Origin of the sequence: Bacillus salitolerans (assembly GCF_042680805.1) — a bacterium.
GTDB classification, from domain to species: domain Bacteria; phylum Bacillota; class Bacilli; order Bacillales; family SA4; genus Bacillus_CJ; species Bacillus_CJ salitolerans.
This window is the reverse complement of the sequence record NZ_JBHUEM010000055.1, coordinates 31,689-57,905: the sequence shown is the minus strand read 5'-3', so window position 1 is coordinate 57,905 and position 26,217 is coordinate 31,689. Positions and strand designations below refer to the sequence as shown.

Below are 26,217 nucleotides of genomic sequence, written 5' to 3'. Positions count from 1 at the left end.
TCAAATGCTTTCATCTTAAAACATTTATTGAAATAACGTAATCTGATAAGCGTCTAAGAAGGATTTTGGAACAAAGAATCGCGCGGTTAATAAAGGATCGACTACCTGAGAAATCTGTGTTTGGCCCATTGCACTCATCGCCATGGTAAAATGATTTAATGTTAAATCAGTTTGTGGCAGCAGGGTATCAATTGCAACCTCGACGGATGTCTTGACCGCTTCATCTAAGGTTTTCGCTGAGACAATAAAAGCCATTCCATCTTCATTTTCTAATACTGGATGATGGATAGTGTGTCCTTTAATCACCTCTAAAGTAACCGTGACCTTTCCTGGTATTTCAATCCCAGAAACACCGATTTCTCCATCTCCCATTGCTGCATGTAAATCACCAAGACCAAAAAGCGCTCCATCTGCAAACACTGGAAAATAAAGGGTTGCCCCTGTTGTAATCAAGGTAGTATCCATATTTCCACCATGTGATCCAGGTGTTCCACATGATACCTCTTCCCCTGCTGGAGCTACCCCAATTACTCCAATCATCGGATTCAGAGGAATTTGAAGGGTTTCATTGAAAATGGCTTTCCCTTCCTTAATTGGAATTACCCTTGCTTCAAACTTTTCAATTCGATGTCCCATCACACCAAGATCAGGCCCAACAGCCATTACCCCAAGGTCATCTAATTCAATATTTTCAATTTTAACTTTTAACACATCTCCAACCTTTGCTTCCTTTACGTAAACAGGTCCAGTTGCAGGATTAATTTTATTCCAATCAATAGAAGTTACAGATGTGTCATTGGAACGGATTTGATTTTGAAAACAGTCAAACGTCTCAATTGTAATCCTTGAGCCGGATGAAACCTCCATAAACGGTTTGTTTTCTTTACTGAACGCGTAAAATGAATGCTTACACTCAAGTAACGTACTCAAAAATAAATCGCCTCCCATCATTTTTCTTCATTATAACGGAAGGCTTATCTTCATTTTTGCATTCATTTTTGTTGTTTTTGCAATATTTTAATTTTTATAAAAATAAATCCAAATGATAGTAAACACGAGATCAAAAAGGTAAGAAGTAATTGGACATAAAATGAAAGGGCAATCGTTGCTACTACCCAAACACTCGACAATAAAACAACAGAAGTAAGGGGAAGGCTGAAGTTAAAGCGATGAGTGAACATCATAGTTGTCACAATCGGAACACTCATCCCCACTAAGAAGAAAAGGTACCATTTTATGGACGAAAGGACTCCATTCATACTGACATCCGGTATTATTAATAAAATTACGATGATAAATCCAAATAGATAGCCAAGCTTTAATCTCAGCCACTGCTCTTTTTCTGTTGGAACATGTAATAGCTGTAGGTGACTAATGATTCCTTGTAGGGAGGTTCCAATTCCGACGACAAATGAAATCACCCACGATAACAGGACACATAAAAAGATAAACCCTGAGACCTCGTCCTTCATTGCATTCAAAACGTTTTCAAATGATGCCTCTCCTATTTGGGAGAGAACGTAAATGGTGAGAGCCGTAAAAGCAAGTGGAATGGCACTCCAGCAAAAACTGGCATAGGAAAGAGAAGCACGCTGTCTTTTTTCCTTTATATCTAACACTCGCATTCGAAGATAAAGATCAGAGAACAAAAAACTAGTTGTACAAACAAAGGTAATAAAATAGATGAGTAGGTTTGACAATGGCTCGATTATTAAATTGGAATTCGTCATGGATAAATTAGAATAAACAGGATGAATCCCTTTGATTAAAAATAAGGTTAACGGAATCACCATCGCGGAGAAAAACAGGATCGCTAGAAACGGAAAAGATAACATCCTGATTCCACGAATGCCTCCTATCCCTGCATAGATCATACAAAATAAGGTCACGATGAAAATCGTGACACGATATGGTGTTCCGATTAATTCATGTAATGTTACACCCACTAGCACGACCTGTAAAAAAAGATACACTAGGTTACTCCCTAGGCAAATAATCGTTAATTGGATTTTTGATAACGGGGCTAATTGATCCAAGAAATCAAATAAGCTATTCCCTGATTTAGAAATAATATAGGAGTAAAAGAAGATCGAGCTTACAACCCCTAGGGCAAACACTCCTCCGGCTAATACGCCATTTTGAACGGTTAAATACATCGGGACCACAATGGAAAATCCTGATACCAATCTTCCAAGTAACAAAGTCGTCCCCTTCCCGACACCTATAGGTTTAGGCAGACGTACATAATGAGCGATGAGGCGATCCTCTGCCACAACAGGCATGACGATGATTAATGAAACAATCGCAAGTGCAAATAATACCGTGATATCCGTCATACAAATCGTTCCTTATACTTGGTGGGAGTGGTTTTCTCATGTTTCTTAAAAGAGTTACTAAAATGGTGCTGACTTGTAAAACCGACGGCATCTGAAATATCGTTAATGGATGCGTGTGGGTCTCTTTTCATTTGTACCTTGGCTTGTTCAATTCGGTATTTGATCAGGTAGTCTTTAAAGTTCATACCCACTTCTTCGGCAAACTTTTTACTCAAATGCGGAGCATTCATATGGAGCTGATGGGCAATCGTTGTTAAACTCAGTTTTTCCTGATAATCTTCATGAATTCGGTCTAGCATCTGCTGGACAACCTTTGATTTTCCATACACTTGATTCGATGCGTGTAAAAACTTATGTATGACTTCAAAAAGCTCATTTTCTATTACCGGTTTTACCACATAGCCGGTGACATTGAGCATAATCGCTTCCTGTGCATATTGGAACTCCTGATGAGCCGAAATGATAATCGTAGAGATACTAGGCTGTATGTTTCGAAGCTTTTTTATTAGGGTAAGACCTGAATCACCTGGAAGCTGAATATCAATGAGTGCTAAAGGGAAGGTCACAGCCCTGGCAATCGATAACGCCTTGCTTCCATCTTCAGCTACATAAATATTCCACATCGGAAACTTTGTTTTAATCAAATATTGAAGCTGTTCAAGCTCTAGGTATTCATCATCCACTAATAGAATGTTCATTCTCCAAAACCTCCTCAGGAGTATACGGAAATAACACCGCTGCGACCGTATGATCATCAGTGTCCTTCTTTATATCTACATACGTATATAAGTCAAACAGCAGCTCTAGTCGTTTCTTAAGATTGATGAGCCCAATTCCTCTTTTTTCGTAGTTTGAGGGGATGCTTTCCGCCCCATTATCCTTCACCTTGAGTAGCACCCAATTCCCCTCTCTCGTAAGCTCAATTTCTAGCACTTTTTCACCTTCTCGTTTTTCAAGTCCATGCTTAAAGGCATTTTCAGTCAACGTTTGCAGCGTATAAGGGGGAATCGTCGTTTCAATAGCATCCTCATCGATATGGAAATAGACGAACAGCTTCTTTCCAAACCTTAATTGTTGGATATACAAATAATGCTTTGTATATTCAAGCTCTAATCGAAATGGAACGAGCGTTTGTTTATTTTTATAACGATAACGAAGAAACAGTGAGAACCTTTCCATGGCTGCGACTATCTCCTTGGAACGCCCTAATCTACCTAACGAAATAAAGGAATTCAGTGTATTAAATAAAAAATGGGGCTGAATCTGCTGATTTAACTGAGCATACTCACTAAGCTGCAGCTCCTTCTCCAGCTTCACCCTAGCATTCTCGACCTCTAGCACATCCATTTCCTCTTCAAATAGATTTAACACCATTAAAAGCGCCATACTAACAATAGGGATGATAACACCAATGAAGATCATAAACGTAAAGAAGGAATCACTAATCATTTGGATTCTCCTTGTTTTTTGGGTTTAGGGTTTAGTTTCCTCGGTAAAAACAGCTAGCTACGATACTCTACCTCTTCTTTCTTTCCTACTAATCTATATTCTTTATATTACTTAATTTATCAGAATATTATCTCTTTTTGCTAGAAAAAAAGTAGGGACGGTTCTCTTGCTTCCTTTTGGAAGCAGAAGAACCGTCCCTGCTTACTATTCTTCCTTCCATATTTCTATTTCATTTTCATCCAATATCATGACATGCTCTGTATTTACTCCACCATTTGAATATCCAGTACCATTTACAGAGTTTTCGGGGAAACTCAATTTGTTATCTTGACCATATGGAGTCCAGCCATAAAAAACCTGCTGTTCAGAATAGAAATTAGTAAAGAACAAGTCTGGTTGCTGAACAAATTGCGCATTGTTTAAAGAGGTAATAAAGACAGACCACTCCTTAGGGATTTGCATAACACCATAAGACTTTTTTTCCAGTGAAATGGTTTGATCCATTTGTACTCTTGGGTAGTACGTTTCATATGTACCTTCTGTTGTTCTATACCCTCTATCTCTAACCATATAGAATTTAATATGTTTCAATTGATCATCAGGATGGATGTTCCAAACAATATGATACGTTGATGGATCTTCTTCATTCGCCTTCCAAATAAGTGGATTCCCAGTCATATCAATATAGGTCACTTGCCATTTATATTTGTCCCATACCCAGAAGCTTTTGCCATAGCTATCTTTCTTTGTAACGATCGGAACGAACTTTTCACGGTCAGTTACATCAATAACTTCTCTTATTTGACTTACTTCGGCTTCTGGAAAAACCTTCGTCATCTCTTCAATTAACTCCTCTTCTGATGGAAAAGGAGAAGGGGATGAAAAATAAAAGCTGTAAATCATAACGGAAAATAATGCGACTACGATTCCACTTCCAAAATATACTATTTTTTTCTTATTCACTTTGCTTCCCCTCCCTTAAGATGGATCGTTCGGAGCGAAAATAAAGCTGTTGTTTAGCGGTTCCAATTAAAATCCCTTTTCCATCATCCTCAATATAAATGGTACAATGAATACCGCTACCCCATTTTGGTTTAGAGTTGGCTAAAAGGTATGGAAATCGTTCTCTTCTATTGTTTGATTCAGCATTCATATAAGTCTCTTCATACCATTGTTGATTCATAATTCTATCTGGTTTGAACTCATCCATTTGTTCCATAAGTATTTCTTGATGTAGTGACCAATCATTAGCTGATGGATGGAATTGAACAACTGAAGCGTCGGTTACATCTGATATGTAGGTGGACGGCTTATCAGGAGGATAGAATCCATGTTGTATAGGAATAGAAATGAAATGAAAACAGATAAAAATGAAATTAGCCCCAAATCCTAACCAAGCGAATAAACGATAATTTTCCCATCTTCCTTCCTTTCTTTTTAGAACCGCATACAAAATCCAGACACCTAGAGGTAAAATAGGAATTCTTATGAGAGTATCCCACGCATTCCAATTAATTGAAAAAGTAAAAAGTCCCACTACAATAACGATTACGATCTTCCAAACCTTAGGTTTATACGGTAGTCTCGCAAATATGCGATAAGCTAGATACCCTACTGTTAACCATCCAAAAATACCAATTACTAAATCTATGATATTGAAACTAACACTCCACAATCATATCCACCTCCTTATACCAGGTTACCTTAATCGTCTTTCTACCACAAATTCGACAATTCCTATAAAAAACCTCCAATCTATCACTAGTTGGTTATTGACAAAGATAATTAACCTAAACTTTTTAAGCAATATTTAACCCGTGACATCCATCCCTCTCACCACGTATACTTTACATATTGATAAAGTGAAACTTCAATCAGGGGGGTTCCTCATCCCCACTGATTGTTAGTTGAGGCCCACACTGTGGGTCACACAGACGTTGCCACAGGAGGTGGCGACTTTAGTCTGTGTTCCTATACAAGGTTCTTACTGGTGCTTATCCTCCACTACTTAAACTTCTCGATGCATCTAAAGTTTTGAAGTGGGGGTCTTAGCGCCAGTTGGAACGGGATATAAAGGGGGAAGATGAAAATGGCTTTAGCGTCTACAAACCAACAAGCCCCACAAGGAAATCAAAATTCGAAAACAGCGTATTCGATACTGTTTATTTTAGGCTTGTGCCATTTGTTAAACGATACGCTGCAGTCAGTGGTTCCAGCGATGTTTCCGATCTTAGAAAAATCAATGGGACTATCGTTCACGCAGCTTGGCTTGATTGCATTCGCGTTAAACATGGTGTCATCGGTGATGCAACCGGCGGTTGGATGGTACACAGATAAACGCCCGATGCCGTATGCTTTACCCATTGGTCTTTCTAGTAGCTTACTAGGTATCTTAGGATTAGCTCTTGCTCCTTCCTTTTGGATGATCATTATTAGCGTGATTTTTATCGGAATTGGATCGGCAATTTTCCACCCAGAAGGTTCACGTGTCACCCATATGGCAGCTGGACATCGCAGAGGGTTAGCTCAATCGATTTATCAAGTTGGAGGGAATTCCGGTCAAGCATTGGCACCTGTGATTACAGCCCTTGTTCTCGTTCCGCTTGGACAATTTGGAGCCATCTGGTTCACACTTGTGGCCGGTGTTGCCGTAATTCTACTATTTTATATAGCAAGTTGGTATGCAAGCAGACTATCTTTAAAGACTCCGGTTAAAAAGACGAAGATTTCTACAGAGAACAAAGTAGCTCATTCAAAAGCAATTAAGCTTGCTTTACTTATCTTAGTCATTATCGTCTTTGCGCGTTCTTGGTACGGTAGCGCCATCTCTAACTTTTTTACATTCTTCGCCATGGAATCGTATGGTGTCACCATTGCACAGGCACAAATCTATATTTTTGTGTTTTTATTATTAGGAGCGGTTGGTACCTTCTTTGGAGGTCCACTGGCGGATCGGTTCGGTAGAAGGAATGTAATCGTATTTTCCTTACTAGGATCGGCACCTCTAACATTAGCTCTACCTTATGTCGGTCCAACGATATCATTCGTTGTATTAGCGATAATCGGACTCATCTTATTATCAAGTTTCTCCGTTACGGTTGTTTATGCACAGGAGCTGTTACCAGGGAAAATTGGAACGATGTCTGGATTAATTGTAGGTCTTGCATTTGGAATGGGGGCTATCGGTTCTGTGGCACTTGGTACACTGATTGATGCTGTGGGTTTAACGCCGACCATGATCAGTGTTTCGTTCTTACCTTTACTGGGATTGCTAACCTTTTTGTTGCCAAGTGATGAGCAGTTAAGGGAATGGAATGAGTAAGGTAGTTAAAAGGTTCGAGGGGACAGAGACTTTGTCCTAAAACCTAAGTAATATGAAAGTATAGCGAATAGTACCCTGTCTACCTTTTATTTCATGCCTAGCAGAACAAGTGTTACCAACAAGAAAGAAGAGGGGAATGAAGAACCCTCTTCCTTCTCACTTAAACACTTTTCATATGTATCTTGCACTTTATCAGTCTTTGGGAAGATTTTTACAAGTCTAATATTTATGCAATTCAGTAAATATAGTCCTCGAAATAATACTCCAGCAATGATACCAAAAGCGCTAACACCTCCGACTAACGGATGAATCACGATCAAAAAAATAACCGAATAATGTAGATAAGATAAGAGTAGATGAGAGATCGCGCCCTAAAAATAACCGAAGGCACAACCCGCATGTTTCCGCTAGTTGTGCCTTTTTAGTGAGCAAAACTTCTGATTGACCCCATTCGGACCTTCCCTGGTTTTTTTTTCTAGTTCTCCTTACCATACCTTTTCAATAACCCTCATCCAATTCTCCCCGAGAATCAATTTGATATGCTCGTCCTTGTACCCTCTACTCACTAAACCTCTCGTAATGTTGATGGCTTCTATGTATTGCTCGAATCCTAGAAGTGAGTCGGTTGTTGGTAATTTGTCTTCTTTTCGAAAGCCAATGGTTGGGGCGATTTGTGTGGCAATCATTTCTTGGACAAGTAGTGGCATATTCATGGGCCAATCTGTTCCAATCCCGACATGCTCTACCCCAACGAGCTTAACTAAATGATCGACGTGATCTAAGAAGTCATTCATATCTGGTCTCTCTTTTTCCTGATTTAGAAATTGAGGTACTGTCACCACGCCTATCACTCCACCGGTTTTGGCAATCGCTTCAAGGGTGTAATCATCCTTCCCTCTTGCATGGCCGCTTACTTCTTTACATGCTGTATGGGAAGCGATGACAGGAGCATCTGAAATTTCACAAGCATCCAAAGTAGACCGCCTTCCTGTATGACCTGTATCCACCACAATTCCTAATTCATTCATTTTCTTAATAAACTTCACGCCGAAGTTAGAGATACCTGCATCATTTCGTTCTGTGCAGCCAGCTCCGACATGATTGTGCATGTTGTAAGTAAGTTGCACCACTCGAAGTCCAAATTTATACATCATTTCAAGATTATCTAGGTTTGTGCCGAGCCACTCTGTATCTTGTGTGGTGACCATTCCCGCTACTTTACCTTCTCTTTTCGCTTGACGAATATGTTCGCCTTTTGTTGCTTTTACGAGCCAGTCTAATGAGTCAAACTGCTGTTGTACGGCTGTTACATACTTAATCGAATCTTCAAAGGAACGACTATCTTTACCACCAGATATTTGTCTGTTCCCGGCCGTGATTCCAGATTGGAGCCATGTTTCTTTAAAGGCAGGTAATTCACCCATACATGCCATGTTATACGATTCAAGCATGATACGAAACACATATTCAGTTGGATCATTTTTATACTTCTCACATCTTTTTTTCAATTCCTCTGTTACTTCATCGTTGAAATTAGATGGAGACATCGGTCCTTGAAAAAGCATATCGATAATGATGCTCTCCTCATGTAATCGTTTCGCTCTATCTTCTTGCTCTTGATTTAAGTTAAAATCAAACAAATGAATGTTCAATAAAGTTCAACTCCCTCTTAAACTTTTCGAAAACACGGGGACGGTTCTTCTGCTTCCTAACAAGAAAGCAATAGAACCGTCCCCATGCTTCACCATCAAACTAAATGACAAGCCACTTGTCTTCCTTCGACTTGTCGCAAGTCTGGTTTAGCTGTTTTACAGATGTCCATGGCGAAGATACATCGAGGGTGGAATTTGCATCCTGTTGGAGGATTGGATGGTGAGGGAAGTTCTCCTTTTAAGATGATTCGTTCCTTTACCTCGTCTGGATCGGTTTTGGGAATGGCTGAAAGTAAGGCTTTTGTATAAGGATGAAGGGGCTGTTCAAATAGCTGCTCTTTGCTCGCTATTTCGACCATTTCTCCTAAATACATCACACCCACTGTATGGGCAATATGCTCAACGACCCCTAAGTCATGCGAAATAAATAGATAAGAAAGACCGAGCTCATCTTGTAGGTCCTGCAAGAGATTCAATATTTGTGACTGCACCGATACATCCAGTGCGGACACGGGCTCATCTAATACCACTATTTTCGGCCTCAAAATAATCGCTCGCGCAATTCCAATTCGTTGCCTTTGTCCTCCTGAAAGTTCATGAGGGAAGCGTGACAAATGCTCCTCTGATAGCCCTACCAGCCTCATCGTTTCACTCAATAGCTGTTCGTGCTCAAGTCTTGGAATCTTATGGGCAATTAGCGGCTCCGATAGAATTTCTCTGACCTTTAGCTTTGGATTCATGGATGCCATTGGATCCTGAAAGACCATCTGAATATCCTTCCGAATCTCATTCATCTCCCGCTTGCTTAACGTCGTGATATCCTTCCCTTGAAAAAGTACCTCACCACTCGTTGGCTCAATCAATCGGAGTATACACCGGCCCGTCGTTGATTTCCCACAGCCTGATTCCCCTACAATCCCGATAGTTTCTTTTTCATCTAACGCAAGACTTACACCATTCACGGCATGAACATATTGCTTTTTCTGGAACCACACCGATTTAGCTGCGAATTTTTTCTCTAAGTTCTTTACTTCGAGTAAAGCTGTCGTCATAAAACACCAACCTCTTTCTCTTCATATAACCAACAACGACAGGATGTTTGACCGTCTACTTCCAATAATGGAGGGACGGCCGTCTCACAAATCGACATTGCTTTTGGACAACGATTGGCAAACCGGCAGCCCTTAGAATATTGGTCAGGAGCTGGCACTTGCCCGACAATCGATTTTAGACGCTTTTCCCCTTTTGATTGGTGGGGAGTGGATTGGATTAAGCCAACGGTATAAGGATGTCTTGGGTTCCGAAGGAGCGTTCTCGTATCCGTTGCTTCAACAACCTGGCCCGCATACATGACAACAACCCGATCACACATTTCCGCAACCACACCGAGATCATGGGTGATCAACAATATCGACATATCGAGGTCATCCTTCAGCGACCGTAGCAAATCTAATATTTGTGCCTGAATCGTGACATCTAACGCGGTTGTGGGCTCATCGGCAATCAGCATTGCCGGATGACAAGCAATCGCCATTGCGATCATGACACGCTGCTTCATTCCACCCGATAGGCGATGGGGATACTCATCGTAAATATCCTCTGCCCGTGGAATCCCCACTAGCTTAAGAAGCTCGATCACCTTTTTCTTCACTTCTTTGCCTTTTATCTTTTCATGCTTTTCGATTACTTCACCAATTTGCTTCCCAATCGTTAAGACCGGATTTAAAGAGGTCATCGGATCCTGGAAAATCATTGAAATCTCTTTTCCTCTAATTTTCTTCATTTCTTTTTCGGACTTTTGAACGAGATCGATGTTTTTATAAAAGACGTTTCCGCTTGAAATTTTCCCGTTTTTATCAAGTAACTGAAGAATCGAAAGGGATGTGACACTTTTTCCACAGCCCGACTCCCCTACTAATCCGAGGATCTCACCTTTTTTCACGGTAAAATCCACCTGATCGACGACTGTTAATGGACCCTTTTTCCCTTCAAATTGAGTGGTTAATCCCGTCACTTCTAACAAGTTTGACATATGCTTCCCCCACCTCCCTTTAGTTTACTGTGATGATTTCGGATCAAAAATATCGCGCAGGGCATCACCTAACAGGTTGACGGCAAATACGACCATAGTGATCGCTAATCCTGGGAACGTCGCCAGCCACCACGCATCGCTCATATAATTTTTCCCTTCACTCAGCATCGTTCCCCACTCTGGAGTAGGTGGCTGTGCACCAAGACCAATAAAGCTTAGAGCAGCTGTATCTAAAATCGCAACCCCAATAAAAAGTGTGGTAAAGACGAGCAATACACCTGTTATATTCGGTAAAAACTGTCTAAGGATAATCCAGCGGTGTGAGCTGCCAATCGATTGACTTGCTTCAACAAATCCAGATGACTTAATGGTCAAAGCGGCTCCTCTTATTAATCTTGAAAAGCCTGGTATGGAAGCAACTCCAACCGCAATCATCGCATTCGTTAAGCTAGGTCCTAAAATCGCCACAATCGCAAGTGCCAGTATAATGCTCGGTAGCGCTAACAAAATGTCCATAATTCGCATTAACACATTGTCGACCCATCCGCCTACATAGGCACATACTAACCCAATGAATGTTCCAAGAAAAAACGTAATCGCCACCGCCAGCAAAGAAACCGATATGGTGACACGTATTCCGTAGATGAGCCTTGAAAGGAGGTCCCTTCCAATCGCATCTGTTCCTAATAAGTGTTCCTTGCTAGGTGCTTCTAAAATGGACTCATAAAATAGCTCTTCAGGATTATACGGTGCAAGTAACGGCGCGAATACGCCGATTAATGCCACAATGAAAAGAAACAGGAGGCAAACGACGGCTCGTTTATCCTGAGCTACTTTTCTTAAGGTTTCTGACTTGATCTTCAATGGAGACTTATGTGTAACGCGTGCTTGAATGGGTTTATACATTTCAAGTTTTGCCATGGTTTATGCCTCCTTTGTACCCATTTCCACCCGTGGATCAATGAAGCTATATAAGAGATCTACTAAAATATTGATCGTTACATACACAACTCCCATAAATAAAACCGTCCCTTGAATAATGGGGAAATCTCTCGACGTGATGGCCCCAAGTGCTAACGTACCAAGGCCAGGCCAATTAAACACCTGTTCAATGATGACCGTTCCACCTAGTAGAGCGGCTAATTGTAAACCGATGACCGTTACGACCGGGATTAATACATTTCGAAGCGCATGCCGAAATAATATGAGACCATCCTCAAGTCCCTTTGCCCTCGCCGTCCGAATGTAATCGTTCGAGAGGACCTCAACCATCCCATTTCTCGTTAATCTCATAATCATCGTAGAGGCGACGACACCAAGAGTTACTGCCGGAAGAATGAGATCTCGAAACCCTGTCCCATTCGCAATCGGAAACATCTTGAGCTGTACGGAGAATACCATGATTAATAGAATGGCTAACCAAAAGCTTGGAATGGATACCCCTAATGTGGCAAGGGCGGTACAAAGTTTGTCAATCCAGGAATCTTTAAATCTAGCAGCTAGAACTCCAAGTGAGATTCCAATGACTACCGCAACAAACAGCCCAAACACTGCTAGCTTCACTGTTTCTGGAAAACGATCGAGAATTTCGATTAATACGGGCCTACCTGTTTTTAACGATGTCCCGAAATCACCTTGAAACACATTCATCATATATTGCCCATATTGCACCAAAAGGGGCTTATCAAGCCCCAAATGGTGTGTTAGTTTTTCCACTTGTTCTGGTGATGCATTCATTCCAAGCATGATTTTAACAGGATCACCTGGAATTAAGTGAACCAAAAAGAACGAAAAGATGGAAATTCCAAAGATAACGAGAATACCAGATAATATCCGATTAATAATGAACTGTTTCATTACTGCTTCACCCAAGCATCCTGGTATTCTAGCGAGACATTGGATAGTTTCACGTCCTGCACTCTACTGTTTACAACATAAAAAACTTTTTCTGCATAGATGGGAGCCCAATAGGCGTTTTCAACAATAATCTCTTGTACACGGGCATATACTTGCTTTCTTTCTTCTGGATCAATCGTGATTCTACCTTTTTCTAACAACTCATCAAGCTCGGCGTTTTTCACTCGAGCGTGGTTTAATCCACCAATTTGACTTGAGTGGAATAACATGTATAGGATGTCAGGGTCTGGGTATGAGTACGCAAGGAAGGATAAATCATATTCTCCCTGGGATACCTTTTCAATTAACGTTCCTGCTTCCAGCGATTGAATATTGACATGAATCCCAACATCCTTCAGCATCGCTTGAACCATTTGTGCCGCTTGGTTATATTGAGCCATAGTCGAAAGTTCAAAGGAAAGCTCCTTCCCATCCCTTTCCATGATTCCGTTACTGTTTTTTGTAAATCCAGCACCTTCTAATAGGGAAGCGGCTTCTTCTTGATTATGTTTATGACCATACTTTTCAACATTTGGGTCATAACCAAAAATTGTAGCTGGAATTGGACCATAGGCAGGTGATCCTTCACCATTTAGAACGGCTTTGATGATGGCATCTTTATTAATCGCCATATTGATCGCTTTTCTGATAGAAAGATCTGTTAGAATTTCATCCTCTACATTCATTTCTAAAAATAATCCTAAGCCTTGACGATCTGCTTCTAACACATAGAAATCAGGATTATCGCGATATTTTTGAACATCCTTTGGGGCTACTCCTATTGCTACATCAATGGAACCACTATCTAGGGCAGCGAGCATCGTTTGGGCATCTGCAATAAATTTATACACAATTTGTTCTGGATACGCTTTTCCTTGGTTCTCAGCATATCTTTGTGCCCATTTAAAGTCTTCATTTCTTACTAATGTGACGGATTGTCCTGTGACCCACTCTTTGAAAATAAATGGGCCTGCTCCAACTGGGTTTCGACCATAATCATCCCCATGCTGTTCAATAGCTGACATGGATAACGGCTGTAAATAGCCTTGACTTGCTAGGTTACGTAAAAATGGTGCAGATGGAGCTATGAGCTCGATGACAAACGTGTACTCATCAGGAACGGAAGTGGACTCTACTCCACCAATGAGACTAGCTGCAACCGTTGCTCCAGTAGCTGGATTTAAAATACGGTCAAATGTATCTTTAAACACCTGTGCGGTTAATGGCGTTCCATCTGTGAAGGTTACTCCTTGACGGATTTTAAAGGTAAGTGTTTTTCCATCTGCTGATACGTTGTACTCTTCGGCTAGATAAGGTTCTAATTCATTCGTTTCTGGATTTACGGCAAGCAATGTCCCGCCTAAATGACTCGCAACATTACTGGCGATACTCATCGCTGTTTTATGAACATCTAGCGTATCAGGCTCTTGCATGGAAGCAATGGTGATTGTACCACCTGACTGAGGTCCTGAAGCCGTCTCATTCGTATCTGTATTAGCATCTGTAGTGGATGAACTGTCAGGATTCGCATCGTCCGTTGTGGTGGAGTTCGAATCAGAACTACATCCAAACAGTAAGAGCATGGAAAGAACGAGAATCGTTACAAACAAAAAGGATTTGACTGGACGCTTCTTAAGCATGATTAAAGTCCTCCCTATTGAACTTTTGGTGTTTGTCTAAATCCAAACGCTAAGCGTATTACCTTGTTGTCAGCATCTTTCACAAACCTGAGGCCAAGCTCTGATTCTCTGAAGGCGACCATAAATGTATCGTTTCCAATTGGTTTAATATCAGATAACGTAATACCCTCTGCCTTAACCGAGAGTTTACCTTCTTCAACCACCACTGAATATTTCGTTCCTTCTCCAGAAGCATATTCACCTACATATTGGGTTAACTCCTCTTCTGAAAGCTCTACTTCCTCATAAGACTTATGAGAGTCTTTAATTGGCTGTCCTAAATAGTCCGCAAAGGCACTATATAATAGTTTCGTAGCTGGTACACCTGCCAAATTCGCAAATGCAACCCCTGTCAGTCCTACTTCTGGTAGGATATGCATTTGAGCTGCAACCCCTTTAATCGAACCACCATGATCCACGAGTTTGTACCCATAAAAGTCAGGAGTCACCATCACACCGTATCCATAGTAACGATCCTTATCACACTCAATATGTGGTGTTGTAATCGCTTCCACACTTTCAGGTGATAAAAGCTGTGCCTCTCCTACTCTCCCTTTATTACGGAAAATTTCAGCATATTTCAGCATATCGTTCACCGTAGATTTTAAAAATCCGGCTGCACGCATGGATGGTGCATCCCATGGATTATTCGATTCGAAAACAATCGTTTTATCATCCTTTTTGCGAGAGTTATAAAGACAAGAGATATCGTCATGACCGTCTAACTCTTCGAGATGAAACACGCTGTTCTTCATTCCAGCTGGATCCAAGATGTAATCCTTTATATACTGTTCGTACGTCACACCACTTACCCGTTCAATAATCGTTCCTAACATGGCGTAGCTATCATTCGAGTAACTAAATTCAGTTCCAGGTTCGCCAAGTAAGGTGAAATCCTGCTCCGCTATGTCTGCCATTAGCTCTTCATATGTGTCCACACTTGGTTGTTCCTTCGTCGCTTCTTCCTGTACCAACCCAATATCACCGCCTGGTTTCTCACCATCATCAAACGTTGGATCATTGGCTACACTCTTGCTTAACGCCTTAAATAGTGTTGGTAATGGTGGTAGTCCCGCTGAATGAGTCATAAAGTGGTGAATGGTCATTTGCTTCGTATATTCTTCATTTGGCGTCTTAAATTCCGGTAAATATTTAACGACTGGATCGTGTACATTCAGCTTTCCAGCCTCTTGTAACTGCATAATGGCCACACATGTAAAGGATTTTGTTACTGAACCAATTCCAAAAACCGTATCAGCAGACAATGGGAGTTTGTTTTCAACGTCGCGGTATCCAAAACCATTTTCATAGAATAACTGTCCATCCTTCGCTAATCCAATTGAAAAGCCTGGAATCTCATATTCTTCTACAATCTCTTGGCAATACTGTTCGAATTCACGGTTAACTGTTTGTTGAGTCATGCATAACCTCTCCCTTTTCCATCATTTTTTTATTATAAAATTGTACGAAAGCGTACAATTCACAACCAGTGATTGGTTTTAAACATTCATCGAATTTGAGCCTTGAATGGCACGTAGAAAATGGCCATTAACACTTGAGCCACAGGTTACGTCATTGGTGACATACCAGAGACGTTGAATACAGCTTCCATATCGGCTGAAATGAACACCTTCACACACCCATCCCCTTCCATCAGGCCAAAATATTTTTATTGGAAAACACGGTTTTGTCTACTCGATAAGACTCTAGTGCCTGGCGGTTGACCTCATAGCCAATTCCCGGTTTATTCGGGACATGAATGACTCCGTTTTCCACCATGACTTCTGGCTCAATAATATCCTTCACCCAATACCTTGTAGAGGCAGCCGTGTCTCCAGGTAATGTGAACTGAGGAAGCGTGGTTAAGGCAACGTTATGGGCGCGGCCAATACCAGCTTCCAGCATTCCACCGCACCACACCGCAATTCCTTTCTGCGCACAATAATCATGGATTTTCTTTGATTCTGTGAGTCCTCCTACACGACCAATCTTGATATTAATAATTTTACAGCTTCCTAACTCGACTGCTTTTCTTGCATCCTCAAAGGAATGAATACTTTCATCTAAGCAAATGGGGGTTGAAAGCGCTGACTGTAAGGTGGCGTGATCGATAATATCATCATGTGAAAGCGGCTGTTCAATCATCATGAGGTCCAGTTCATCTAGTTTTTTTAGTAGATCCAAATCCTTTAACGTATAAGCTGAATTGGCATCTGCCATCAGAAAAATGTCAGGAAAATGTTTTCTCACTTCCTTCAGCATCTCGTAGTCAGCACCTGGCTTTATTTTTATTTTCATTCGCTTGTAGCCCTCATTCACAAAGCCTTCGACTACTTGCACAAGCTTTTTCGCTGTTGGCTCGATTCCAATACTAATGCCTACATCGATTTGCTGTCTCGTTCCACCGAGCTCCTTGTATAAGGGGTTCTGATTTCGTTTCGCATATAAATCCCAGACTGCTCCCTCTAATGCTGACTTTGCCATATTGTTTCGACGAATCTTTTCAAAACGCTTAGATACTTCATCCGGATGGTCAATAGGCGATTCTACTAATAATGGGATTAAAAATTGTTCCATCATGTGTTTGTTTGTTTCAACCGTTTCCTCGCTATACCAAGGGCTCGAAAAGGCGACAGACTCTCCGAAACCACTTTCTCCCGCTTCATCCTCCATTTCAATGACGAAAAACTCTTTATCCTGGAAGGTGCCAAAGCTGGTCGTGAAGGGATTCTTTAATCGCATCACGAGACGGTGAAGAGTCACTTCTCGTATGGAAATTGGTTTACTGGTCATCGTACTTCCTCCTTAGCTCGTTCGCGTATCACTTACCTTAAGAAGATTCGCCTAAAATTTTCACCCAGCAATGCTTGGAGCTGAGATTTCGAATAGCCTCTCTTCATCAACCCTTCTACTAGATCTGGAAGGGAGGAATGACCTGACACGACATCAAATGGTTTTCTAGGTAAACTGGCTAAATCATCAGGAGAGACATATTTCATAAAGTCCTCACAAAGGTCAAGCCCAAGGCCTACATGCTCAATCCCTGCTACCTTGACGAGATGATCAATATGGTTTAGAAAATGGTCCAATGTCGAGCTTTCGTCATCATCTCCAACGAGCATACTAGCCGCATTGACACCAATTACCCCATTCGTTTTGGCAATCGCTTCGATTTGCTCATCGGTTACATTTCGCATCGTAGAACAAAGCGCGCGAGCATTCGAATGTGAAGCAATGACGGGCTTACTTGAGAGCTGGATGACATCCCAAAAGCCTTCATCATTTAAGTGAGATACATCAATCGTCATCCCTAGGCGTTCCGCTTCCTCTATCACCTTCACTCCAAAGCTACTGATCCCACCTTTTCTCCCTTCCTTCGTCTGCTGAAAGAAGCTTCCATCCGCTACGGCATTACGGCGACTCCATACAAGTCCTAGATTCCGAACGCCTAGCTCGTAAAAGACACGTAACAAGCTAAGATCTGTCCCAATTGGTTCAGCCCCTTCAAGTGATAGAAGGAATCCAATCTTTCGGCTTTGCTTGGCGATATTCATATCCTCTCCGTTCAAACAAATCATGAGCTTATCAGGAGATTCTTTCACCTCTTCATATAAAGCACTAATTTGACTAAGCGCTTTTCGAAGTCCCATTTCTGGTAAGAAGCCACTATCTACAAATAAAGAGGCAACAATGATATTTACACCACCTTCGATGAACCTGGGGTAGTAGTCGGTTTCAATGACCTTTGTTCTCCCTCTCTCACGTTGAATTTGAACATCCATTAATAAATCAAAATGACCATCTATCACTAAAGTGTGATGCAGGAAATCGTTCATGAGTCTTCTCTCCTTACTAAGATTGACTTACACGTCCTTTTTTTCTTTCTGCGTAAATGGATAAAATTCACTACTACTTTGGCCATATTCGGCCATATGGTTTTGTACCTTCGGATTATCGGATGCTGCAATACTCGTTACGAGCAAATTTAAGAGTGAAAATGTAGGTGTGATTCCTTTTAACGGAATGGGTACCTCGGCTATGACTCTGAATACGAAATCAGCATACTGTCCAATAGGGGAAAGTCGATCATCTGTGATGGCAATAATACATGCCCCCTTTTTCTTTGCTGCCTTCACAAATGCGAGCGTCTCTTGAACATATCGCGGGAAGGAGATGGCCACCATCACCGTGTTTTCATCTACATGGGATAATAAATAATTGGCATCCTCTATTTCTCCACGATATTGAATCGTATTTCCGATGACGATATTCAGGGCAAACATGAGCCAGCTCGCTGGACCATAGGAAGAGCGGAAACCGAGTACAATTCGGTTGTCTGCTTCAATCAGCTTTTCAATGGCTTGTTGATATTGGATCGCATCCATATCCTCTAACGTGGCTTTCACATAGGCGCTATCTTGCTCCATCACATGTTGAATTAAGTTTGTATTCTTTAATGTATTGGACTTTTCTCGGAAATTATCGATGGGATTCGTGTTAGTAGTCGTGTCTTCCAGTAAGCTCGTTTGAATTTCCTTTTGTAGCTCACTAAATCCCGAATAGCCAAGTATGTAGCATAAACGAATGACAGTGGTCTCACTAGCCCCACACGTTTTCCCAATTTGTTTGGCGGTTTGAAACGCCACATCCTTAGGGAAATCCATTACATACTTAGCAATCATCTTTTGGCGCTTCGTCATGTTGTTATAATTTTTTCTTATGTTTTCTGTATATTTTTCCATGAATGTGAACCCTTTCTTCTTACCTGTTTTTCGTGATGAACCGCTTGAGAACTTCGGATCGACTACACCTTCTGCTCCAACACCTTCACAAGTGCAAGGCTCATGATTTTGACACCGTTTAAAAGTGCATCTAAATTAAAGCTCATCGTAGGATGGTGTAAGCCAGGTGATAATCCAGTCCCTAGTCCTACCATCGTTGCTTGCAGGTTTGGATACGTCATTTTGTAAAAATGGAAGTCCTCTCCCCCTGGGGTTTCAGGTGCTGGAACAAGTCCTTCCTCCCCAAGTACTTCAACAATCGCCTCTTTAACGATTTCCTCCAACTCCGGACTCGTTTCGGCAGCAACCATGGAGGCTTGTGGTTCCAATTGTACCTCTGCATGATTAAAAGAGCCGGCGGCTTTTACCGCATGATGGACTTTCTCGAGTACTTCAGCCATCACATCGTTTTGTGCTGCCCTTACATCGAGCCCAAACTCTGCATAATCCGGGATGATATTGAGATTATCTCCACCTGCCCGAACCATGGTGAGCTTTACCGATGCGGATTGAGTTGGATCCAACTTGATCGAATTAACAGCTTGTATAATGGCTCCTAGTGAGTCCACAACATTGATGCCAAGATTTGGCCGTGACCCGTGAGCCTGCACGCCTTTTACTTCGCCCTTTAGTAGGGTCGTGGCTCCGTGATAGATGGCAGGAGATGCAACGCCAAAAGGCATTTCCTGAATCGGACGAACATGAAGACCCAGTAAGTAATCGAGATCCGCTATGACGCCAGATTCAATGACTGCTTTTGCTCCTTTTCCAGACTCTTCTGCTGGTTGAAAAATAATCTTAATTAGGCCCTTTGGTTGATAGCCAATTTCCTTCAAACACGTAATCGCATGAAGAACGGTTGTCATATGCCCATCGTGACCACAAGAGTGATTCGCCTGCCACTTCCCATCCACAAGCTGCCATAAAGCATCCATATCTGCTCTGATCCCGGCGATTGGCCCCTCCTCTTTGCTCCCCCAATATCCAACCACTCCTGTATGGTGATCAAATGTTTCATAAGGAATGCCGATCTCTTCTAGCTTCGAGCAGAGGAATTTTGTCGTTTCAACTTCCTTCCAGCTTACTTCAGCATTTGTATGTAAATAATGATACGTAGATTTAATGGTTTCTTCGTGCTGGGTAACCCAACGGTTTATGTTGTCTTTCATCTCAGCCTCCTCGTTTCTCTAGTATGTAAAAATGAATCTTTGAATCTAGCTCTCTTTGAACTCCAGTAATCATATAGCCTTTTGAAAAAGCTTCATGTAAAGCATGTCTAACGGCATATCTCCATTTATGTGCTACGTTTGGGTTTTGCTTCTTGATGAGTTGAATAGTTGAAGGAACAGGAACACGGTATCCGCCTTGATTCTCTTTGACTAGTATCTCGTGCTGTAATGGGGTTGGATCATCGCTGTTTTGATGAAAGCTTAGAAGGGATTCATAGTTGGTTTCGGTTTGATTTTTGAAAGCGCCACGAAGGGCAGCTTCGGCTCGTTTCGAACAAATATCCCATTCGATTAACAAACGATCAGTTGGGAGTCCTTTATTCAATTTATCATTCATCTCACCGTAATAAGAGGGAATATAGTGCTTTGAATACGCACCTAACTTACAAATATTAAAGTAACCATTTCTTATTTCTAGAGGGTCATAGGTCCAAACGATTTTTTTGTACCCGTAATCGATAGCCCATTCTCTCTGCTGGATTTTAAGCTGGTAGCCAATTCCGGCATTCTGGTAGTCTGGCAATATCCCAGTCATATGAGAGATTAAATAGACCTCTTTATCCTTATAGCCAGCAAATCCGTAGCAAAAACCGACTAGCTGGTGATCAGTAAAAGCTCCAATCACAACTCCACCATGATGAATAGAAGCGACTAACTGCGGCTGAGGGGAAACAACCTCTAAACCCCATATTTCAGCTTGGAGCCTGACAGCCTGATTGATATCCTCTAACTCTTCCAATCTTCTATAGGAGATGTCATTTCGAACAGTCATCGTTTACCTCCATTTCACTTCTGATTATGAATTTCCTTAAAAATGGTGAAAATTCTGACTTTGAAGTCTACACTTTATATTTATTCCTTTTATGAAGTCTATGCTTTTTCCCATTATATATGAATCAATTTATCATATCAATACAAAATCTTTATAAAATTCATAATTTTTAGATAAGTAATTGTGAGTACGTGTAGGGTCGGTTCTTCTTGGCCTATTTTTAGCTAATAAATAGAATCACCGTATATTGGGGTGGCCATCAAATTCAACTCTCGTAGCCGTATGGTAACTTTGTCCACATTTGAAAGGAAAACACGGGTTTGAAGAGACAGAACGAGCTTCCTTCACCAAAACACTTTCACGGTTCAAGTAAAAGAGCAGAAATACTTGAATGAAGTACTGTACTCATACAGTCACAGACCATATTCTAAAGTAAAGAAAGGAGAGGTATCCATGAAGATTCTACAAATTAGAAATGCGACCCTACTAGTTCATTACGGCGGAAAAAAAATATTGGTTGATCCATTTCTAGCGAATAAAGGAGTTTTTCCTGCGTTTCCTCATACACCAAACCAGGATGTGAATAACCCAACAGTAGATTTACCACCCTCCATAGATTTAAACGAAATACTCAACGTCGATGCTGTAATCATCACCCATTTACATCCTGATCATTTTGATTCTAAAGCAAAGGAACTTCTAAGGAAGGATATCCTTATTTTTGCTCAACCAGGTGATGTTGAAGCGATTAGGGAAGATGGTTTTACAAATGTTCAAGGTGTCCCTGATTCTTTGATGTGGGAAGAACTCACAATTAGTAGAACGTCAGGTAGGCATGGTGTGGGTGAAATAGGAGCCTTAATGGGTGAGGTTTCAGGATTTGTTTTTCATTCAAATCTTGATAAACCATTATATATGGCTGGAGATACAATCTGGTGTGAAGAAGTTTCTCAAGCCATAGAAAGGTACCAGCCTGGAGTGATGGTTGTAAATGGAGGAGCGGCTCAATTTTTAGAAGGACCTATTACGATGACAAAGGAAGATATTGTAGAAACCTCCAAGGTAATGGGATCTGGACTAGTCCTCGTCTCGCATATGGAAGCTCTCAACCATTGTTTATTATCTAGGGAAGAATTAAGTAACTATTTACTAAAGATGGAAATGAACAAAAATATTTTTATTTTGGAAGATGGAGAAATGGTGGTAGCATAAAGAAGATATCTAAAAATCGATAGTAGAAGAGGGGTTTTTAATGCCTTATATTAATGTACAAATTACAAAAGGAGCAAGCCGAGACCAAAAGGCACAAATTGTGAAAGAGTTTACTGAAACACTAGTAAATGTCTTAGGTAAAAAGCCAGAACACACTCATATCGTCATACAAGAGATAGAAGATGAAAATTGGGGTTATGCCGGTATCCTAACAGATGATTACCGAAAGCAACAACAATAAAAATCAGCTTAAAGGCTGATTTGTTTTATGAAAATAAAAAACAGACAATTTAATTCGGTTATGTCTGTTTTTATAGTTTATCCATTAAGGAGTTTAAGATAATACTAACCTTATAATTTGCATAGATTGATAGCTCTTCTAAAAAAGTATCAAGCTCTTGGTGAGAAGAACTGAATACTTCAATCATGTAGCAACCTTCTCCACTGATTTTATATATGTTTTGAATACAGTCTTGATTTTGAAAAAAATCTAGCAATGGTTTATGTTCAAGTCCTCTTGTATAAATGTTTAGAAAAGCTTGAATAGGCTTACCGATTTTCGCATTGTTCACTTTTATTGTATACCCTTCTATAATACCTTGTTCTTCCAATTTCATTACACGGTTAGCCGCCGCTTGTCCCGTTAAATGCACGCTTTTCCCTAGTTCTTTCATCATCATTCGTCCATTTTCTTTTAACGCCTTTATGATTAATCTATCTGTTTCATCTATCATTCTTTTCACCTCTTGTTCCGGACGTGTATATCAACTAAACATTATCCTATATTTAGTAAACAAACAACTAGAAACTATTGAAAAAATGGTACCTTTCCCCTAATACGCTAAAGCATTAACGTACCGGGGGAAGCACCCAAATTCTTAGAAGTACCGGTCACTAATATTCATAATCGTTTTCTCCAAATGGTGATAGCCTGGAAGCTCACGTCTTTCTTCCAAGCTAAGTTCATTTTCTGTTTGAATGATGTATTGAAGCCACTCTTCTTCAAGTTGGATGATATCTTTTCCGTACACTTCTTTTACAGCTAGTTGTAGATTGGGAGTATTGTAGACTTTTTCAAAGGTTTTCATACCATATTGATCGATTAAATAGGTGATAAAGGAACCGGCATGAAGGTAGCTGAGCATTTGTAGAAGGGACTCTTCATTACTGTCAGTATAGGAACGAAAATACTCAAAACTCAAATAGTTGTCTGTTAGACGTTTAAGTGGCAGGTTTCGTTCCAATGCGATACACTGTCTAACCATTTGATGAAAGCTTATATCATATCCTGGAATTACCTTCATGTCAGTGTATTGATCTTCTACATACATCGCAAAGCCTTCCTGCGTGAAGAATCCAGATGATCCGCCAAATTCCCCATCAATAACCTTTCCGTGTCCAAGCAGTGAATGTGTCAATTCATGATAGATGTGATAACTCCCATGGTCTTGATATAACGTTATTTTGTCTACATCTCCATAGGAAGGACCACTTTCAGCGTAAAAGGTGATCTCAATTTCTTTAGCTGGTGTATAGTCTGTATGTAGTAAATTCGTAATCGTATGAAAGGCTTCTTCGACTTCCTTTTTATAGTCAGCCATTTCTTGTGAAGATAAATCCGCTTTATTGACGAGCGTAAACGTCACTTCAGAAGTTTCGTTTGATACCTTTACCGTACTTGGTAAACAACCGGTTAACAAAATGACAGCAATAACAAAGCTAATAAGCCATTTATACATACTACCTCCCACTCCTCTCACATAAGGTATACGGGAGGGATTTCCAAAAGTTTCAAAACAACACTATATTCAACTAGGCACCTGTTTCCAAGTAAGCTAAGGCATTAGAATCGTTGGACAGTCTCCTAGCAGACAGAGGGAACCAGAGAAACCGAATTATAGAGTTTCGTATTGTTTGCTCTGGACACATAAGAAAAAATGGGAACAAACAACAATCAAATTATTAATTGTCGTTTTAGCTCCCACGTGTATCCTATAAAGTGAAACTTCAATCAGTGGGGGTTTTCCTTATCCCCCACTTAAACTTCTCGATTCATCTAACGTTTTGAAGTGGTGGTCTTAACGCCAGTTGGAACGGGATAACCCTAAGGCGCTAAAGGAACCCAATTTATCAATCTTTCTATCACCATACCATTACGACCAGAAGAACATTCATTCCTTGTCTCAACACAACCACTCTCAAAAACAAGCATCAATACGATCAAAGAAGAAACGAATAAGAGAATCGTCCCACCTAACAAAGCTTTTAACTTACGCTTCCCCATAAATAAGCCTCCTTTTTACTAAATAGTTGTCTAGCCATCTCGTTGTTTACTAATAATCTTCTTGCTTTCATCATATCGAAGAAGGAATAGACCAGGTACTGTCGAATAGACCAGATAGAAAAGTAGAGTGTGATACGCTGTTAAACGAGGAGGGATTTGTGGTGGGAAAACTTTATAAGGATAAGGCTCATCTTTTCCATGAAGTGTATGACTATGTCGTGAATCGAATCGGAAGTAAGGAATGGAAAGAACACGACAAGCTGCCTTCTGTCAGGCAGCTAGCTGAAGAGCTACAAGTAAATCGGCTAACCGTTCTCAAAGCTTATCAGCTCCTAAAGAAGCATAACAAAGTGTATGTCAAAGATAAGGTGGGCTACTATGTGCAAACACCCTTACCATCCCTTGTAGATTTAGACAATTTGAATAATCCGATTGTAACTGCCTATGTTCAAAAAAATGCCTTATCGGAGATTCATCAAGCAAAAGTAAAGTACAATTTTTCTCAAGCATTGATTGACCCCAGCCTATTACCTAATCAATACTTTTCAAACTATGTGAAACAAGTTTTTGATGATTATCCGAAACTTTTATCCACGTATTCCAGTGTAAAGGGAGACGAAGAACTACGTGAATCGTTAGCAGCCTATTTTGAAAAAGAATACAAAACCTACGTGCATGGAGATAATGTTATGATTTTATCGGGGTCCCAGCAAGGTATCCAATTAGTCGCCCAGACATTTATCAAACCAAGAGACACAGTTATCATTGAGCGACCTTGTTTCAGTGCAGCTATCGATATTTTTGAAAGTAAAGGGGCAAAAATTGTACCGATTGACATTACACCTACTGGGTATGATTTGGAGTGTCTTGAACATATCATGAAGCAGCATAAGCCTCGTTTGTTTTACTTAACCCCTACTTTTAATAATCCAACCGGCTATACCGTCCCGACATTTCAAAGAAAAGAGCTGGTTGCTCTTGCAGAAAAATATCGGTGCTTATTAGTAGAAGATGATGCATATCATGATATTTATTTTTCTGAAAAGCCTCCTACTCCTGTTTTCACATATGATACAGTCGGCACTGTTATTTACCTTAGAAGCTTTAGTAAATATATCTCTCCTGGTTTACGAATGTCCATCATCATTTGTCACCATTCCATCATGGAGCCACTTGTCTCCGCACGCTTTTTAATGGATAACGGCTCGCCATTATTGAATCAAAAAATATTTCTACGCTATTTTCATTCTGACAGGTTACAGCAACATTTGGACAAATTACGAATTGCCTTACAAATAAGAAAGGAATGGATGGAAGGAGAACTTGCCAACACGACTTGGCAATGGCATAGTCCAAATGGAGGCTTAAATTTATGGGTAAAACTATCAGATGAAATTTCTACCGACTCCTTGCTATCAAAAGCACTCGCCCATTACATTTCATTTGTTCCAGGACAAGTGTTCGATCCATCTAAGCAATATAAGTCATGGATACGATTAAGCTATTCTTTTTCGAATGAAAAACTAATTAAAGAGGGTATGGAAAAAATCATTCAGCTTAATCAGGAATAAGG

Annotated in this window: 25 protein-coding genes; 4 read left to right on the top strand and 21 right to left on the bottom strand. The window is 40.6% G+C overall.

The window, feature by feature from the left end; genetic code table 11:
* Positions 1-24 precede the first annotated feature (24 nt).
* The 6 genes from ACFSCX_RS23630 to ACFSCX_RS23605 all read right to left on the bottom strand — a co-directional run bounded on the left by ACFSCX_RS23630 (position 25) and on the right by ACFSCX_RS23605 (position 5,460).
* Entirely contained in the window at positions 25-948 is a 924-nt protein-coding gene (locus ACFSCX_RS23630; RefSeq protein WP_377930719.1) for an acetamidase/formamidase family protein, read from the bottom strand.
* 44 nt (positions 949-992) lie between these two features.
* Positions 993-2,336: a hypothetical protein gene (locus tag ACFSCX_RS23625; RefSeq protein ID WP_377930718.1), complete on the bottom strand. Its 1,344-nt coding sequence runs from the start codon at positions 2,334-2,336 to the stop codon at positions 993-995.
* The gene (locus tag ACFSCX_RS23620) at positions 2,333-3,034 is read right to left on the bottom strand and encodes a response regulator transcription factor (RefSeq protein ID WP_377930717.1); all 702 of its coding nucleotides are present in this window, start codon (positions 3,032-3,034) and stop codon (positions 2,333-2,335) included. Before ACFSCX_RS23620 ends, ACFSCX_RS23625 begins: the two co-directional genes overlap by 4 nt.
* A complete protein-coding gene (locus tag ACFSCX_RS23615; protein ID WP_377930716.1) occupies positions 3,012-3,785 on the bottom strand; it encodes a sensor histidine kinase in 774 nt (257 codons plus the stop codon). Before ACFSCX_RS23615 ends, ACFSCX_RS23620 begins: the two co-directional genes overlap by 23 nt.
* Before the next feature lie 204 nt (positions 3,786-3,989).
* Positions 3,990-4,748, bottom strand: coding sequence for a hypothetical protein (locus ACFSCX_RS23610; protein WP_377930715.1), 759 nt, complete (start codon positions 4,746-4,748; stop codon positions 3,990-3,992).
* Positions 4,741-5,460: a hypothetical protein gene (locus ACFSCX_RS23605; protein WP_377930714.1), complete on the bottom strand. Its 720-nt coding sequence runs from the start codon at positions 5,458-5,460 to the stop codon at positions 4,741-4,743. The genes ACFSCX_RS23610 and ACFSCX_RS23605 overlap by 8 nt, the downstream gene beginning before the upstream one ends.
* Before the next feature lie 414 nt (positions 5,461-5,874).
* Here ACFSCX_RS23605 and ACFSCX_RS23600 point away from each other — a divergent pair, with 414 nt between their 5' ends.
* Positions 5,875-7,107 carry an MFS transporter gene (locus ACFSCX_RS23600; protein WP_377930713.1) on the top strand — a complete coding sequence of 411 codons (1,233 nt, stop codon included), beginning with the start codon at positions 5,875-5,877 and terminating at the stop codon, positions 7,105-7,107.
* 485 nt (positions 7,108-7,592) lie between these two features.
* On the opposite strand, the gene ACFSCX_RS23595 is transcribed toward ACFSCX_RS23600, so the two are convergent.
* The 12 genes from ACFSCX_RS23595 to ACFSCX_RS23540 all read right to left on the bottom strand — a co-directional run bounded on the left by ACFSCX_RS23595 (position 7,593) and on the right by ACFSCX_RS23540 (position 21,148).
* Positions 7,593-8,759: a dipeptidase gene (locus tag ACFSCX_RS23595; RefSeq protein ID WP_377930712.1), complete on the bottom strand. Its 1,167-nt coding sequence runs from the start codon at positions 8,757-8,759 to the stop codon at positions 7,593-7,595.
* A gap of 95 nt (positions 8,760-8,854) precedes the next feature.
* Positions 8,855-9,811, bottom strand: a complete 957-nt coding sequence (locus ACFSCX_RS23590) for an ABC transporter ATP-binding protein (RefSeq protein WP_377930711.1) — start codon at positions 9,809-9,811, stop codon at positions 8,855-8,857.
* Complete coding sequence (locus ACFSCX_RS23585; protein WP_377930710.1) at positions 9,808-10,791, bottom strand: ABC transporter ATP-binding protein; 984 nt, start codon at positions 10,789-10,791, stop codon at positions 9,808-9,810. The genes ACFSCX_RS23590 and ACFSCX_RS23585 overlap by 4 nt, the downstream gene beginning before the upstream one ends.
* A gap of 24 nt (positions 10,792-10,815) precedes the next feature.
* Positions 10,816-11,712, bottom strand: a complete 897-nt coding sequence (locus ACFSCX_RS23580; RefSeq protein WP_377930709.1) for an ABC transporter permease — start codon at positions 11,710-11,712, stop codon at positions 10,816-10,818.
* Between the two features lie 3 nt (positions 11,713-11,715).
* Positions 11,716-12,648, bottom strand: a complete 933-nt coding sequence (nikB, locus tag ACFSCX_RS23575; RefSeq protein ID WP_377930708.1) for a nickel ABC transporter permease — start codon at positions 12,646-12,648, stop codon at positions 11,716-11,718.
* Complete coding sequence (locus tag ACFSCX_RS23570) at positions 12,648-14,327, bottom strand: ABC transporter substrate-binding protein (protein ID WP_377930707.1); 1,680 nt, start codon at positions 14,325-14,327, stop codon at positions 12,648-12,650. Before ACFSCX_RS23570 ends, nikB begins: the two co-directional genes overlap by 1 nt.
* Before the next feature lie 14 nt (positions 14,328-14,341).
* Positions 14,342-15,787: a serine hydrolase domain-containing protein gene (locus ACFSCX_RS23565; protein ID WP_377930706.1), complete on the bottom strand. Its 1,446-nt coding sequence runs from the start codon at positions 15,785-15,787 to the stop codon at positions 14,342-14,344.
* A 232-nt stretch (positions 15,788-16,019) separates the two neighbouring features.
* Entirely contained in the window at positions 16,020-17,159 is a 1,140-nt protein-coding gene (gene menC, locus ACFSCX_RS23560) for an o-succinylbenzoate synthase (RefSeq protein ID WP_377930705.1), read from the bottom strand.
* Between the two features lie 32 nt (positions 17,160-17,191).
* On the bottom strand, positions 17,192-18,202 hold the full coding sequence (locus ACFSCX_RS23555) for a dipeptidase (protein ID WP_377930704.1): 1,011 nt from the start codon (positions 18,200-18,202) through the stop codon (positions 17,192-17,194).
* A 27-nt stretch (positions 18,203-18,229) separates the two neighbouring features.
* Positions 18,230-19,108: a MurR/RpiR family transcriptional regulator gene (locus ACFSCX_RS23550; protein ID WP_377930703.1), complete on the bottom strand. Its 879-nt coding sequence runs from the start codon at positions 19,106-19,108 to the stop codon at positions 18,230-18,232.
* Positions 19,109-19,170: 62 nt separating this feature from the next.
* The gene (locus ACFSCX_RS23545) at positions 19,171-20,316 is read right to left on the bottom strand and encodes a M20 peptidase aminoacylase family protein (protein ID WP_377930702.1); all 1,146 of its coding nucleotides are present in this window, start codon (positions 20,314-20,316) and stop codon (positions 19,171-19,173) included.
* 1 nt (position 20,317) lies between these two features.
* On the bottom strand, positions 20,318-21,148 hold the full coding sequence (locus ACFSCX_RS23540) for a GNAT family N-acetyltransferase (RefSeq protein WP_377930701.1): 831 nt from the start codon (positions 21,146-21,148) through the stop codon (positions 20,318-20,320).
* A gap of 453 nt (positions 21,149-21,601) precedes the next feature.
* Between ACFSCX_RS23540 and ACFSCX_RS23535 the strand changes: the two genes are divergently transcribed.
* Positions 21,602-22,360, top strand: coding sequence for an MBL fold metallo-hydrolase (locus ACFSCX_RS23535; RefSeq protein WP_377930700.1), 759 nt, complete (start codon positions 21,602-21,604; stop codon positions 22,358-22,360).
* Positions 22,361-22,400: 40 nt separating this feature from the next.
* Positions 22,401-22,601: a tautomerase family protein gene (locus ACFSCX_RS23530; protein ID WP_377930699.1), complete on the top strand. Its 201-nt coding sequence runs from the start codon at positions 22,401-22,403 to the stop codon at positions 22,599-22,601.
* 70 nt (positions 22,602-22,671) lie between these two features.
* Here ACFSCX_RS23530 and ACFSCX_RS23525 read toward each other — a convergent pair whose 3' ends face one another.
* From ACFSCX_RS23525 to ACFSCX_RS23515, 3 genes are all read right to left on the bottom strand, one after another.
* Positions 22,672-23,094: an Lrp/AsnC family transcriptional regulator gene (locus ACFSCX_RS23525; RefSeq protein WP_377930698.1), complete on the bottom strand. Its 423-nt coding sequence runs from the start codon at positions 23,092-23,094 to the stop codon at positions 22,672-22,674.
* A gap of 144 nt (positions 23,095-23,238) precedes the next feature.
* Entirely contained in the window at positions 23,239-24,099 is an 861-nt protein-coding gene (locus tag ACFSCX_RS23520) for a gluzincin family metallopeptidase (RefSeq protein ID WP_377930697.1), read from the bottom strand.
* A 365-nt stretch (positions 24,100-24,464) separates the two neighbouring features.
* A complete protein-coding gene (locus ACFSCX_RS23515) occupies positions 24,465-24,644 on the bottom strand; it encodes a hypothetical protein (RefSeq protein WP_377930696.1) in 180 nt (59 codons plus the stop codon).
* A gap of 161 nt (positions 24,645-24,805) precedes the next feature.
* Here ACFSCX_RS23515 and ACFSCX_RS23510 point away from each other — a divergent pair, with 161 nt between their 5' ends.
* A complete protein-coding gene (locus tag ACFSCX_RS23510; RefSeq protein ID WP_377930694.1) occupies positions 24,806-26,215 on the top strand; it encodes an aminotransferase-like domain-containing protein in 1,410 nt (469 codons plus the stop codon).
* The last annotated feature ends 2 nt before the right edge of the window (positions 26,216-26,217 follow it).

What these genes read in the sequence shown, in the direction of transcription:
- nikB (WP_377930708.1), bottom strand. Translation starts at nt 12,648, where the DNA reads ATGAAACAGTTCATTATTAATCGGATATTATCTGGTATTCTCGTTATC.
- ACFSCX_RS23615 (WP_377930716.1), bottom strand. Translation starts at nt 3,785, where the DNA reads ATGATTAGTGATTCCTTCTTTACGTTTATGATCTTCATTGGTGTTATC.
- ACFSCX_RS23515 (WP_377930696.1), bottom strand. Translation starts at nt 24,644, where the DNA reads ATGGGGAAGCGTAAGTTAAAAGCTTTGTTAGGTGGGACGATTCTCTTA.
- ACFSCX_RS23600 (WP_377930713.1), top strand. Translation starts at nt 5,875, where the DNA reads ATGGCTTTAGCGTCTACAAACCAACAAGCCCCACAAGGAAATCAAAAT.
- ACFSCX_RS23545 (WP_377930702.1), bottom strand. Translation starts at nt 20,316, where the DNA reads ATGAAAGACAACATAAACCGTTGGGTTACCCAGCACGAAGAAACCATT.
- ACFSCX_RS23585 (WP_377930710.1), bottom strand. Translation starts at nt 10,791, where the DNA reads ATGTCAAACTTGTTAGAAGTGACGGGATTAACCACTCAATTTGAAGGG.
- ACFSCX_RS23620 (WP_377930717.1), bottom strand. Translation starts at nt 3,034, where the DNA reads ATGAACATTCTATTAGTGGATGATGAATACCTAGAGCTTGAACAGCTT.
- ACFSCX_RS23565 (WP_377930706.1), bottom strand. Translation starts at nt 15,787, where the DNA reads ATGACTCAACAAACAGTTAACCGTGAATTCGAACAGTATTGCCAAGAG.
- ACFSCX_RS23520 (WP_377930697.1), bottom strand. Translation starts at nt 24,099, where the DNA reads ATGTATAAATGGCTTATTAGCTTTGTTATTGCTGTCATTTTGTTAACC.
- ACFSCX_RS23630 (WP_377930719.1), bottom strand. Translation starts at nt 948, where the DNA reads ATGGGAGGCGATTTATTTTTGAGTACGTTACTTGAGTGTAAGCATTCA.
- ACFSCX_RS23540 (WP_377930701.1), bottom strand. Translation starts at nt 21,148, where the DNA reads ATGACTGTTCGAAATGACATCTCCTATAGAAGATTGGAAGAGTTAGAG.
- ACFSCX_RS23530 (WP_377930699.1), top strand. Translation starts at nt 22,401, where the DNA reads ATGCCTTATATTAATGTACAAATTACAAAAGGAGCAAGCCGAGACCAA.
- ACFSCX_RS23625 (WP_377930718.1), bottom strand. Translation starts at nt 2,336, where the DNA reads ATGACGGATATCACGGTATTATTTGCACTTGCGATTGTTTCATTAATC.
- ACFSCX_RS23580 (WP_377930709.1), bottom strand. Translation starts at nt 11,712, where the DNA reads ATGGCAAAACTTGAAATGTATAAACCCATTCAAGCACGCGTTACACAT.
- ACFSCX_RS23590 (WP_377930711.1), bottom strand. Translation starts at nt 9,811, where the DNA reads ATGACGACAGCTTTACTCGAAGTAAAGAACTTAGAGAAAAAATTCGCA.
- ACFSCX_RS23535 (WP_377930700.1), top strand. Translation starts at nt 21,602, where the DNA reads ATGAAGATTCTACAAATTAGAAATGCGACCCTACTAGTTCATTACGGC.
- ACFSCX_RS23570 (WP_377930707.1), bottom strand. Translation starts at nt 14,327, where the DNA reads ATGCTTAAGAAGCGTCCAGTCAAATCCTTTTTGTTTGTAACGATTCTC.
- ACFSCX_RS23525 (WP_377930698.1), bottom strand. Translation starts at nt 23,094, where the DNA reads ATGATAGATGAAACAGATAGATTAATCATAAAGGCGTTAAAAGAAAAT.
- ACFSCX_RS23555 (WP_377930704.1), bottom strand. Translation starts at nt 18,202, where the DNA reads ATGAACGATTTCCTGCATCACACTTTAGTGATAGATGGTCATTTTGAT.
- ACFSCX_RS23550 (WP_377930703.1), bottom strand. Translation starts at nt 19,108, where the DNA reads ATGGAAAAATATACAGAAAACATAAGAAAAAATTATAACAACATGACG.
- menC (WP_377930705.1), bottom strand. Translation starts at nt 17,159, where the DNA reads ATGACCAGTAAACCAATTTCCATACGAGAAGTGACTCTTCACCGTCTC.